Raw genomic sequence first — 12,847 nt, forward strand, 5'->3', positions numbered from 1 at the left:
TTGGTCTTCACCCCGCATTCTGATTGAGTCTTATGAGCGAACATCAACATCCTGAAGCAAACCCGGCCGAATATGGCGCCGACAGTATCCGTATCCTGAAGGGCCTTGAAGCCGTCCGCAAACGTCCCGGCATGTATATCGGCGACACGGGCGATGGCACAGGTCTGCATCACATGGTGTTCGAGGTGCTGGATAACGCCATCGACGAGGCGCTGGCCGGTCATTGCGACACGATCAAGGTCATTATCCACGCCGATAACTCGATTTCGATCGAAGACAATGGCCGTGGTATCCCTACCGCGATCAAGGAAGACGACGAATTCAAACGCTCGGCGGCCGAAATCGTGATGACCGAGCTGCATGCGGGCGGTAAATTCGACCAGAACAGCTACAAAGTCTCAGGCGGTCTGCATGGTGTGGGGGTGTCGGTGGTGAATGCGCTGTCGGATTGGCTGCGCCTCACCATTCGCCGCGATGGCAAAGTGCACACCATGGAATTCCGCCAAGGTGAAGCCGTAGCGCCCCTGAAAGTCATTGGCGATACCGACAAGCGCGGTACCGAAGTGCATTTCATGGCCAGCGCCGAAACCTTTGGCGTGATCGAATTTCATTTCGAGATTTTGGCCAAACGGATTCGCGAGCTGTCATTCCTGAATAACGGCGTGAATATCCTGCTGATCGATCGTCGCAATGGGAAAGAAGAAAATTTCAACTACACCGGCGGCGTGAAAGGCTTTGTTGAATATGTCAACCGCGCCAAAACCGTGTTGCACCCGCATATTTTCTATGCGCTGGGCGAAAAAGACGGCATGACGGTGGAAGTGGCCATGCAGTGGAACGATTCTTACCAAGAATCGGTGCAGTGCTTTACCAATAATATTCCGCAGCGTGATGGCGGTACCCACATGACCGCACTGCGGCAGGTGATGACCCGCACGCTGAATCAATACATCGAAAGCCACGAATTCGCGAAAAAAGCCAAGGTAGAAACCAGCGGCGATGATATGCGGGAAGGTTTGTCTTGCGTCTTGTCGGTGAAACTGCCAGACCCCAAATTCAGCAGCCAGACCAAAGATAAACTGGTTTCTAGCGAAATCGGCCCGGTGGTGAATGAAGTGGTAGCGCAAGCGCTGGCGGATTTCCTGCTCGAAAACCCGAACGACGCCAAAATCATTTGTAGCAAAATCGTCGACGCTGCACGCGCGCGCGAAGCCGCCCGCAAAGCGCGCGAGATTACCCGCCGTAAAGGCGTGCTGGATGGCCTGGGCCTGCCCGGCAAACTGGCCGACTGCCAGGAAAAAAATCCGGAATTGTCTGAGCTGTATCTGGTCGAGGGTGATTCCGCCGGCGGCTCAGCCAAGCAAGGCCGTGATCGCAAATTCCAGGCCATTCTGCCGTTGAAAGGTAAGATTCTGAACGTGGAGCGCGCGCGTTTTGATCGTATGCTCGCTAGCCAAGAAGTTGGCACGCTGATTACCGCGCTCGGTTGCGGCATTGGTAAAGACGATTTCAATATCGAAAAACTGCGCTACCACCGCATCATTATCATGACGGATGCGGACGTGGATGGCTCGCATATCCGTACCCTGCTGCTCACCTTCTTCTATCGCCAGCTGCCTGAGCTGGTGGAGCGCGGCTACATCTACATCGCACAGCCGCCACTGTTTAAAGTGAAGCAGGGTAAAAAAGAAACCTATCTGAAAGACGAGCAAGAGCTGAAGCAGCATTTGCTGCGCGCCGCCATGGATGGCGCCGAGCTGCTGCCGGGCGCGGAAAAGCCAGGCATCAGCGGCGAAGCGCTCGAAACGCTGGCCAAACAATACTTCGTGACCGAAGCCGTGATCGAACGCGAAAGCCGCTTTATCGATCCGATGATCCTCAATGCCATGCTCACCATGGCCCCGATCAATCTGGCCGACGAAGCCGGCGCCCAAGATACCGCTGCCCGTCTGACGGCGGCAGTGAATCACCCCGCATTTACCTTCATTGCCGAAAGCGTAGAAGGCGGCTGGCAAGTGCGCATCGAGCGGCATTTGCATGGCGTGCTGACCCAGCAATACATCGACAGCGATTTCATCTTGTCGGGCGACTATGCGCAGATCAAGCGCATGGCCGATATGCTGCTGGGCCTGATCGGTAGCGACGCCAGCGTGCGCCGTGGCGATCATCATCAGCCGGTAAAATCATTCAAAGATGCGCTCGATTGGCTGTTAGCTGAAGTGCGCCGCAATATGACGATTCAGCGCTATAAAGGTCTGGGCGAGATGAACCCCGAGCAGCTGTGGGAAACCACCATGGACGTCACCGTGCGCCGCCTGCTGAAAGTGAACATCGAAGACGCCATCGCCGCCGACGAGATTTTCACCACCCTGATGGGCGATCAAGTCGAACCACGCCGCCATTTCATCGAGCAAAATGCGCTGGTGGCGCGGAATCTAGACGTTTAAAGATTTGTAGGATCCCATTAACTTCTAGATATTTCCCACTTTTCTAGATTGTTGGGATTTCAGTTTGAAGCTAAAAAAGCCCCGCAAGGGGCTTTTTTATTAAGCTCTTGTCTTATTTATAGACGAAAACCGCCGTAGGATTTGGAATAGCCTGCGTAGGATTTTGTTTGTTATGGGTTACACCATCGATATTTTAAAGCCCAATCATAAGGGGCTCAGGCACTGCATACGCAGAGCCAGCGAGGGAGTTAGTCGCCGGTAACAGAAGTAAAGCTGCCGCTCAGTGAACATTACTCATCGGCCGCAATTCGGCCTTAGCGGCCGCTGTTGTGCTACTACAACCACATAGATCAACTTACTTATTCGGCAGCTTCATTGTGTACCGACAATTTTTGTCAGCTTATGCCAGTATGAACTCCAGGCATTCATCAGGCTTTAACCTACTGCACTGCAACCCTTCGAAACAGCCATTCAGCGCTTGTTGTAGCAATAGTCGATGATTTCATTGAATCCCACCTCTTCATGAGCCAATCTCACCTCTAATTCGTTAAGGTGTGCGACGTTGGGCAATTCATCAGTTGCCGATATTTCAACCGAGAATTCGGAATTGTAACCTTTTCCAACCCTCGATAGCTCAACGCTGAGCTGGTTCAAAATATCATCTCTGAGCAAGAGTTGATTTCGCCGAAAACGGATAAGTCGGTGGCAATCGAAGAAATCTGAACGCTTTGTCGAGTCATAGTTTCTACCGCTCCAGCCAGTTTTTCGAGTGGCACGATATAAAGCGCGTTCTTGAGTATCTTTCCATACACGAAAATCAAAATGGTTGGTTGGGTTTGGATTCTCGTGTGTGACCTCAGCGTAAAAATTGATACCCCCATGTTGGTTTTTATCAAGGAGCGCCAAAGTCCTATTCTGTGCGGACAACATGTGTTTGAGTGATGTGGGAATGACGAAACGCATTACTTTCGCTGCATCCAAAATACGTATTTCTCGCGGGTGCTCCTCGTCATCTCGATCCCAGTGTCGTTCTCGTCGTTTGGGTATCCACTGAATATCCGTGCCCAAGAGTCGCACAACTCCGGATGAGCTGAATGGAACCACATGAATTGTTTCCTGTACTGTATCATCAAGAAGGAAAAAATACGCTCTTTCGTTCCAAATTAGCGACTCCGCTATTTCCACTATCAATTCACGTATTGATTTATCAATTAGATGTGGTGCGTTTCTCGTCTTAACGTTACCCAGTAACTTTTGCATGAGTTCGTTGTCATTCGACACGATTTCAAATAAAGTGCCGCCTCGATGGTTCATTGAATCAAACGATCTCGTAAAATCTTCATTAAACATCCGACGATTGAAATCAGGCCTCTCTCGCTCGATTTTAATCAGAAATCGATCAATAAACTCCAGATCAGCATCATTTTGGTGATGCCAGAACAAAGGCTTATCTCTAAAGATTTTCATACTAAGCCCCTTCACCTTCCTCATGCAATCGACGATTAAGATTGGTTATGCGGTAGTCAATCTCGAAGTCTATTGAATCTAGTTGCGGTACCACATGTTTTGCGAAAAACAAGTGAGACGCATCGGAACTCGCCCTCAGAAATTCCCTCACAATTGTTTTTTGGTGCAGTTTCCCTCGTGCCATTCCCATGACGTCGTCAAAACCATCATGTCTGGCGCGGTGTTCAAACGATATTTTCCAATTCATCCGGATTAGATCACGCGGTGACGCACTCATACTAAAACTATGTGGGTTTGAGAGGAGTATCATTCTCTTGAAGTACTGCTGTTTGTCATTTGCGTTTTCAATCCAAGCATTGAAGTTTGCTATCGCACTCTCAGACAATTTTTCGTTGTCAAAATATGCCCCGTAAAGAATGGCAAAGCCTATGACTGAAGCCAGATCATTGATCACTGATGATATTAGATGGATTCGGAACTCGTTACTTACATCCAGTTGTGGGTCAACAAATCTTGAATCTGCAGCTAGAAACGCAAGGGTCATGAATGTTGGCAGAACCATATCCAGCTTGCTTTTATCATTTTGCTCAAGAGCACTTATACATGCTTCGGCAAGCTCAAAGTAGATCTGTCCAAAATGGTCAGGAAGTTCATCATTGTGCTTTTGTTCGAAGATATGTCTGATCATGCTGCCATTGCCGAGCTGGGCAATTGCAACTTCTCGGGCAGAAGCAAGCTGCTGAGTCATCTCAACAATGTTTATCTTAGGTAGTTTGTACAGCTCTTCGGTGTAGTGCTCATATACATAATACCGGTCCATAAGTTGGGCTGTATTCTCGAACCAGTGCGGTAGTTTCCAGTGACTATGCAAGCTTGCTAGGACAACTTGCGTTGCCGGCTCTGACATTTTCAATTTGGCCAGTAAGCCCACAAACTCTGGAAGCATGCTCTGGTAGTAGTCACACACAGCGGGTAGGATTTTTGCGTAGTTCTGCAACAGTTTTTGAACCGCCAACTGTTGGACGTATTTTGGCTTGGAAAGACGTCGCCCTTCGATCGCTTTCTCAAACTCAATACGTTCGACGATGAAGGCAAGCTCTACTTGCAAAAAGGCGGGTAAACAGCGCAGGGATTCTTCGGTCCACTCGTCTTTTGAAAAGAAATTTTTCAATTCCTTTTCAAAGAGAATCATTCCGCGTAGTGTTTCTAAGCAAAGATTGCTCCCTAGCGCAGCCCATGTGTCCGCTATACCAATCTGTGCCCTTGCTAATATGGCAGTATCAGCTGGAGCCATTGAGGTGAAAGCGTGCTCAATAATATCCTTGAATCTTTTGATCTCTTGCATGCCAATCTCGAATTGAAACCGTGCTGCATAAACTGGAATACGAGTCGAGAAGCGGCTAATGAGTTTTAATACGAGCTCGAGGTCTCCAACTTGAAAAGCGAGCTCAATATGGCCAGCCAATCTGTCGACGAGCTCATTTTCGAGCCATTGGTGATCAAGTCTTTCTTCAATTAGCTGTTGCTGGCTACTCATTTTTAGCGCCATAGAAGTGGCAGAGTCCCCGGCAAAAAACCATTGCTTATGCTTGTGCCGTCTTGGAAACCAATAGCTTTCCTGATCTATTGTGTGTTTTCGTTGAAGGTAGTGAAAAAGCAAAGCCGTATAGCTGTCGGTCAATGCAGGTAGATTATATTCCAAACCCTCTTTACTAGTTTTTACTCGTTCATCAATATATGAAAGTTGTTCAAGGCCCCGTCGCGCAGCCTTTGAATGGTAGTTAGCCAATGAACTTGAATTATTACGGTTTGAAACACCATCAATGTGCCGCACAATGTTGGGGAGTATTTCACTATTTATTAGGCTGTTTAGGTCAAAGAAATTAAATAGGCGCTGGCCCAATGGAAATAAAACTAACGAGCTCAACAGAGTCAAAACCGAACCGCCGACATATACGAAAAGGCCGGGTTCTAATCCAAACAAAGGCAAGGATGTTGCGGCTAAACAGAACATCGCGGAAAACACCAAGACTCGAGAATATACGCTGCCAACCTGCTCGTTAGTCAGCATTTGGATAATATCCCGGCGAAGTCTGGTGTAACCAGCGCTCAGAATAATGCCAATTGTAGCGAAGTAGATCGAGAATATTGAAGTGAGCAGTTGGGCGTAAAGTCTGAGCTGATCGACATTGTACTTTTTGTCTTCTGCACTAAGTGGTGGGAGCCATGGCAGGTTGTTTCTGACGTAACCCTCAACGAAAATCAGGGTTGCCAAACCCAAAATGACCCCAAACAGGCTTTTCACCCCGATCCATGTGAAAGAGCCTATGATGCGGACGTTAGCCTTTGCTTTTGAGACTGATGCGCTTCCTTTGTATGCGCTGCGCTCGAAAGCAAAACCAATTTTTCCTAACCATGTCCGAAACGTCCAAAACCACGACTTGGAACTCGCCCAGATTTTCAACCAGTCAATCAAAAAGCTCTCCCTCTCTATGCTTATTCCAATGGCGAGGTCGTGTAACTCTATCGTTCTGTGAGTAGTTACGGAATATTCAATTTTTTGGAAGCTATTTAGGTTCAAACCTTCAAGAGACTGCACAAATTCTGAGTGACAGCTTAAACATTGCTTGTCTTTATACATCTCATCTGCGCTGAGCCCGCGCCATTGTCCGATAGCAACACTACACTAAGGCCAACCCCCAAATTTTAAGCTACGCAACCTAGGCAACATCTCGTGAAACATACACTTTTGCAGATATTTGTTTTTGTTGTCTTTGTATATCGCTAAGAATAATACCAGTGTTTTATGCGGTTTTAGGTGCTTATGCCTGATAGTACACGCCAAAATGGGACTATGGTCCAACGCTTGCTGGCTCTGCCGCGTGAAAAGCTCCGTTTCAGGCATATTGTAGTGGCGCACTGATTTTGCAGCGCGACACAGAGGTTTTAAATGTCAGCTAAGGCCGATGAACTGCCGCCGCTACATCAAAAACAGCAGACTGCTGTTCGGCCAAAGCTGACTTTCATCTTCAAGACAGAGGGTGTCCTAAATTTTGTGTAAACGGTCATTTGGCAGGAAACTGCCGTATTGTCCGGAGGCACCATGTAAGCTGAGACCTACAGCGCATACCATCTAAAGTTGAGGGAGGTCCGTCAATCAATGAAGTTACGCCGCATGTAGCGCTGAACTTCGTCAGCTGCATCGTGCTCCGGCCACGAGCAGTCTGCTAACCGGAGTCATCCGTAACTCATCATTCCACCAGTCTGCTCGAAATGCCGCGCAGACTGGTCATTTAAACACTAAGCTTTGCATGTCACCAAACTCGGTAGGGGTTTTTAATGAAGCCTTTTGCCAATGCGGATGTAGCCGCAAAATTCAACACATATCCGCCAAATGTGCAGCTGAGGCTTCTTGCTCTCAGAGAGCTTATCTTCCAAACTGCTGCCATGACGCAAGGTGTCGGAGAAATTGAAGAGTCACTGAAATGGGGCGAACCAGCCTACCTTACAAAAAATAAAACCGGTAGCACGATTCGCATCGACTGGAAGGAAAAGGCCCCAGATCAATACGCGATGTACTTCAACTGTAAAACCAACTTGGTTGAAACCTTCAAGACCTTATTCCCTAATGACTTTAAATTCGAAGGAAACAGAGCGTTGGCATTATCGCTAGAAGGAGTGCCTCCGGTAGATTCCCTAGTAATATGCATAGCCGCCTCTCTTACTTATCACGTGAAGAAGAGAACCGCAGGCGGCATTCCCCCTTCAATCAAGAGCACTTGTGTCGACATGGAGGATCAAACCTCTTATCCCAAACGTTAGCATCTTCCAATTTGATAGAACGCTAGCATTTACAAAATGCCGCATTTAACTTTGGCTTTGGCAAAGCAGGAGTAGATTTCATCACACAAAACTCAGCCCGCAACATGACCCTTTCCGGCTATTCTTTTTTCTAGTAACGGCATTGGCAAATCAGCCTTGCAGACATTACGTGTGTTGCGAATAAAGGGAAACTTAGTTTGCCCCCCCGTGCGCAACCCAATATTTTATGTCATTGGAATATTCGTATAGAAAAATACTTCAGGCACTTCGCTGGTATAAATAAATTGAAATGGTTTTTCTGTTTTGCGAGTCTTTTTGAGTGCAAGTTGCGCATTTAATCGGCAAAAACTCTGCTTGGGGCGCAACCAAAATGTTGGCTAAAACGACGTGAGAAACTAGCGACTTCTTGATATCCCAATGCCGTTGCAACTTCAGCAACACGTTGTCCCTGACGTAACCGTTCGCGCGCGACCTGCATACGGATATCAAAGACCAACTGAGCCGGGGCTAGCCCATAGAGACGCTGGCATAAGCGATGTAATTGTGTTGTGCTCAATCCCACTTGCAGTCCCAATTCGGCTACCGACCAATTAGCGGAGGGCTCATGCCGGATGGCGTCCAACACTTTGATCAAAGCTTGCTCGCGTTCTGAACGCACCCCAACCAGCCCAAATAAGCGCTCTAATTGTTGGCTTAAAATTTCCAAGGCAGGTAGCTGCAAAGTGCTGTGATAACCAGCATTACTCAGCTGCGACTCTCGCTGTAGCAGTGATACAGAGTCATATACCAACGTGGCATATTCGGTATGGCTCGTCCATGGTTCATCACGCTGTAACTTTGCCCAACGTGGATCCTCGTTAAGTAAAACCCAAGCATGCGGCATCGGCTTCTCACCAATACGACGAAAGCCACGTCGTCCTCGCGCGGGCAAAACACCATATTGACCCGCCTGAATGATCCAGCGCCGCTCACCCTCAAATAGCTCGGCCTGACCGCCCAATAGCACCAGCAACACGTGAAATGGCGCATCAATCCGTTCGACTTCACATGGGCCGCTCGGGGTGCCAACCCCACACATATACAGACCATAGTTACGCAGCGCCGGACAAGATGCCTGATGAAACACATGCGCCCCCACCAAGCGTGAAGTCTCAGACGCAGGCTCATCAGCCAAATCAAAACGTTCGTAATAAATGGTCGCCATAAGTCGTTGAGCAAAGCAGATAAGTTTTGGGCGAACATCAATTGCTAGCCCGATTCAACTCACTACGTTTGCTGCATTCTCCCTGAGCATGTTTGGACAAATTTCCTGCCAAGTTAGGACATTCTATTGAGATGAATCGATGACTAGAATCCAAGAAGCATACATGGTGAATAAGATTCATCACATAGGTCGATTAAGTCCAAAAGAAGGCACTTATCAAGAATAGAGGCTCAGATCACATTGCACATCACAACTTAAGGCGATGAGCTATGCAGGCGTGTTACTGATTACTTTCGAACAAGATTTTTGAATTTCGCTTCAACAGCAGCGAGAGTGCTTGGCGATTTTTCAACCGCGCCAAGCAGTGGAGTAAATCCGACACCTACGAGTGACTGGATTCAAATTGAATAAGCGCGTACAGCGTTTTGGATGGAGACTACAATGAAAATAATCGCCCCTTGGCTGGGTGGACTCATGCTCTCTGCGTGTGTTCCCTCCCTTGCAGCATTGCCCCTGCCGCCGATCTTAAGCCACGATAATCACGCAGCGGAGTGGAAACCGAATGTCGCCTATGTGGCAGGTTCTGTGGTGACCTATCATGGGCAGCAGTATCGCACCAAATGGTGGAGTCAAAACACGCCGCCACAGCCAGTAGACTGGAGTTCGTGGCAACGAGTCGAGGCGATACCAGATGGTGATTACACCTTGAAACTGCAGTCTAGTTATGCCAATCAGGTGGACTGGTATGAGAATGATGTGCTGATTTCAACTCAGAGTCTGACCCCCGCCGCCAAGCAAGCCACTGAATTAGTAATCAGGGGGCGCAGCAAGGGCAACTACACGTACAAGGCCGTGGTATTAAACGCAGAAGGCACAGCCACCAGTGCGCCAATGCCGGTGATGGTGCTGCATGATGATCAAAACTACAAAGTCGGCGTACGCACGTTTAATTTTACGGATTTAAACCGGCTCGACCCGCTAGCCGATACGCCACGCCAACGTGAGCTGATGGTGAAAATCTGGTATCCGGCCAGTCCGAACACCACCCAACCCGTACTCAATCACTGGTATCACAGTGTGAAGGCCCCTTTCATCAACCCATGGGACGCCGAGCTACTAAATGTCCCAAGCGAAAGCCGTCTAAATGCCGAAGTGGCCGACAAAGAAAATCCATTCCCAGTGTTGGTCTTCTCACCAGGCTATGGTGCCAATCTCGAATCAAGCCAATTTTTATATCAAGACCTAGCCAAGCAAGGTTATGTGATTGTCGTCATCGGCCACACCCATCAGCACTCCATGGTCACAATGGCCAATGGAGAGGAAATCCGCATCGACTGGGACAAACGCGCCAATGACTTCGCTGGCGGAATCACACTCGATGAACTGAATGCCTTGATGACCAGCTTGAAAGACAAGCCATTAACGGCAGAAGTGAAGCAGCAGATTTACGATGCATTTGCCAAGTGCGAAGGCGACCGCAAGCAGCTGAAAATCTGGCAGGACGATACCCGTTTTGTATTAGCCGAGCTGGAAAAACTCAATGCTGATCGCAGCAGTGTATTTGCCAGCCGCCTAGACTTATCGCGGATCGGCTTGCTCGGTACATCGTATGGCGGCACCAAATCACTGCAATACCTCAGTGAAATCGACAATCCATCGATTCGCGCGGCAGCCAATATCGACGGGCAGGATTATTACCTGACCGCCACACACCAGTTCAATAAACCCATTCTACTGATGTCAACCGAGAGCTGGGTACCCAAGGATTTCGACCTGATCTATGACATCGCCAGCAGTGATGCGTACAACGTGAAGATTAAAGGCAGTTTGCACGGGGACATCACCGATAGCACCTTTCTGTTGAATAAACTCAAGCCGAATGTGGACTTTTTAGGCCCAATTGATGGAAAAACCATGCTCGACATCACCAATAAATCGGTACTGGCTTTCTTCAATCAATATGTAAAAACCCAGCCACAGGCGCCAGTACGCAAAAATGTATTGGAATTCCTGAAGGACTATAGCGAGCCGCAAGTGCAATTCAAGTTGCAGTAATGGTTTGAGTATTTACTAAATGGCCAAAGCTCGATTGATATCGTGCTTTGGCGCCAGCGACACAGATCGCATCTGGAGCGAGACAATGATTAAACTAAAACACCTCAGCATGGCATTGGCACTATGTGGCGCGATGCACACCGCAATGGCTGCACCGAGCTGGCAAGCTGCCTCGGTCTACACCAAAGGCGACACCGTCAGCCACCAAGGGCGTGACTGGGAGGCTCAATGGTGGACCCAAGGCGAAGCGCCGGGGCAGGCCAGCGCCTGGCAAGAAACAGTAGCCGCGGGCCAAACAGACTGGCAAGCCAAACGTGCATACAAGGCAGGCGAACAGGTGCGTCATCAAGGCCTGCTTTATCAAGCACGCTGGTGGACGCAAGGCGAGCAGCCGGGTAACAAGGAAGTCTGGAAGCCGGTCACCGACCAAGTTGCACCCGATTACCGCGTGATCGGCTATTACATTTCGTGGGGGCGCTACGATCATTTTGGCAATTACACCCCGCGGAAAATCCGGGGCGATATCTATACCCACATCAACTACGCTTTTGCTGCGGTATCTGCCGCTGGCGAAGTGATTAAAGCCGATCCGGGCCCGTGGGGTGATGATGCTAATTTTGCCGAACTATCACAGCTCAAAAAAACCTACCCGCAACTCAAAACGCTGATCTCGGTAGGTGGTGGTGGCAAGGGCTCGAAATATTTTTCAAATGCAGCGCTGACTCAGCAAAGTCGTGAAAAATTTGCCAATAGCGCGGTGCAATTTATCCGTAGCAATGGTTTTGATGGCGTTGACATTGATTGGGAATTTCCTACATTCACGACCCATCCTGAGAACGTGATTCGCAGTGAAGATTTAGCCAATTTCCCATTACTATTCAAAACGCTACGTGCCGCTCTCGATGCAGCAAGCCAAGCCGATGGTAAACGCTATTTGTTGACTCTAGCTTCAGAATCAAATCCGGTCAATATTCCGAAAATCGACTGGAAAACCGTCGCGAGCAATGTCGATTGGATCAATGTGATGAGCTACGAGTATGCTGGCGCATGGAGTTTAGATAGCGGCCACGTAGCACCGCTGTTTGCCGACCCCGTTTCAGGTAAACCCGCCAAGTACAATGTCGATGGCACAATTCAAGCCTATCTGCAGCACAGCGTAGCACCGAGCAAACTCAACCTTGGCATGGTCTATCCCGGCCATATTTGGACCGGTTGCCCAGCGGAAAATCAAGGGCGCTACACCCGTTGCCAAGCAGTTGGTCAAAGCACTTGGGGATATGAAAGCGAGGGAGCACTGGATTATCAAGACATCAAAAACAATTACGTCAACAAAAATGGGTTTACCCGCTATTGGTCATCAGAGGCCAAAGTGCCCTATTTATTCAAACCCGATGGTGGCGTATTTATCACTTACGAAGACCCTCAATCGATCACCGAAAAACTGCAATATCTAAAGCAAAACAAGCTGGGGGGGGCGTTTGTTTGGGAAGTCACGGCAGACAGAGAGCATGATCTATCGACGGTCATTGCCAAGTCGCTGCGTGACAAATAAGTAGCAGTCATCGGACTTGTTCGGTATGGGGCACTGTGAGCCAGTGTGCGAATGGGCGACAGTACATGGATATGATTCGCCCACGGTGCTCCATGCACAGATTTGAACAATAATCTACAAAGTTAGCAGGCCGATTAAAGGTATCGCTCTGAAGTAATTACGTTCTATTTCATTGCAGATTGAGGTTTTTTTCGCCACAAAGGCTCGAAGTTCCGGCATCCACAACACCACCATAACGGTGGTTTGCCGCCCAACGAGGCTGAGCGCAGTTATTGGCTTGGCTATAACAATGTGGCCAAA

General features: G+C 48.7%; 8 protein-coding genes. 4 read left to right on the forward strand and 4 right to left on the reverse strand.

All coding sequences use genetic code 11. The annotated features are described in order from the left end of the window. Nucleotides 1-32: 32 nt before the first annotated feature. The gene (gene gyrB, locus L991_RS10500) at nt 33-2,447 is read left to right on the forward strand and encodes a DNA topoisomerase (ATP-hydrolyzing) subunit B (protein ID WP_047395043.1); all 2,415 of its coding nucleotides are present in this window, start codon (nt 33-35) and stop codon (nt 2,445-2,447) included. A 471-nt stretch (nt 2,448-2,918) separates the two neighbouring features. Here gyrB and L991_RS10505 read toward each other — a convergent pair whose 3' ends face one another. Beyond that, nucleotides 2,919-3,914 (reverse strand): hypothetical protein, encoded by a 996-nt coding sequence (locus tag L991_RS10505; RefSeq protein WP_047395125.1) that lies wholly within the window; start codon nt 3,912-3,914, stop codon nt 2,919-2,921. 1 nt (nt 3,915) lies between these two features. After that, entirely contained in the window at nt 3,916-6,555 is a 2,640-nt protein-coding gene (locus L991_RS10510) for a hypothetical protein (protein WP_197053865.1), read from the reverse strand. 698 nt (nt 6,556-7,253) lie between these two features. Here L991_RS10510 and L991_RS10520 point away from each other — a divergent pair. Next, a complete protein-coding gene (locus L991_RS10520) occupies nt 7,254-7,736 on the forward strand; it encodes a DUF1801 domain-containing protein (protein ID WP_081986632.1) in 483 nt (160 codons plus the stop codon). Nucleotides 7,737-8,070: 334 nt separating this feature from the next. On the opposite strand, the gene L991_RS10525 is transcribed toward L991_RS10520, so the two are convergent. Then, nucleotides 8,071-8,940 (reverse strand): AraC family transcriptional regulator, encoded by an 870-nt coding sequence (locus L991_RS10525; RefSeq protein WP_047395050.1) that lies wholly within the window; start codon nt 8,938-8,940, stop codon nt 8,071-8,073. A 441-nt stretch (nt 8,941-9,381) separates the two neighbouring features. Between L991_RS10525 and L991_RS10530 the strand changes: the two genes are divergently transcribed. After that, nucleotides 9,382-10,995 (forward strand): carbohydrate-binding protein, encoded by a 1,614-nt coding sequence (locus L991_RS10530; protein WP_197053866.1) that lies wholly within the window; start codon nt 9,382-9,384, stop codon nt 10,993-10,995. Between the two features lie 85 nt (nt 10,996-11,080). After that, nucleotides 11,081-12,547: a glycosyl hydrolase family 18 protein gene (locus tag L991_RS10535; RefSeq protein ID WP_052190814.1), complete on the forward strand. Its 1,467-nt coding sequence runs from the start codon at nt 11,081-11,083 to the stop codon at nt 12,545-12,547. Nucleotides 12,548-12,661: 114 nt separating this feature from the next. Here L991_RS10535 and L991_RS17755 read toward each other — a convergent pair. Further along, nucleotides 12,662-12,847 (reverse strand): hypothetical protein (locus tag L991_RS17755; protein WP_231550532.1); only part of this gene is annotated, 186 nt, incomplete at its 5' end.

It is taken from the genome of Chitinibacter sp. ZOR0017 (assembly GCF_000799095.1).
Lineage (GTDB): Bacteria > Pseudomonadota > Gammaproteobacteria > Burkholderiales > Chitinibacteraceae > Chitinibacter > Chitinibacter tainanensis.

What these genes read in the sequence shown, in the direction of transcription:
- L991_RS10530 (WP_197053866.1), top strand. Translation starts at nt 9,382, where the DNA reads ATGAAAATAATCGCCCCTTGGCTGGGTGGACTCATGCTCTCTGCGTGT.
- gyrB (WP_047395043.1), top strand. Translation starts at nt 33, where the DNA reads ATGAGCGAACATCAACATCCTGAAGCAAACCCGGCCGAATATGGCGCC.
- L991_RS10525 (WP_047395050.1), bottom strand. Translation starts at nt 8,940, where the DNA reads ATGGCGACCATTTATTACGAACGTTTTGATTTGGCTGATGAGCCTGCG.
- L991_RS10505 (WP_047395125.1), bottom strand. Translation starts at nt 3,914, where the DNA reads ATGAAAATCTTTAGAGATAAGCCTTTGTTCTGGCATCACCAAAATGAT.
- L991_RS10535 (WP_052190814.1), top strand. Translation starts at nt 11,081, where the DNA reads ATGATTAAACTAAAACACCTCAGCATGGCATTGGCACTATGTGGCGCG.
- L991_RS10510 (WP_197053865.1), bottom strand. Translation starts at nt 6,555, where the DNA reads ATGTATAAAGACAAGCAATGTTTAAGCTGTCACTCAGAATTTGTGCAG.
- L991_RS10520 (WP_081986632.1), top strand. Translation starts at nt 7,254, where the DNA reads ATGAAGCCTTTTGCCAATGCGGATGTAGCCGCAAAATTCAACACATAT.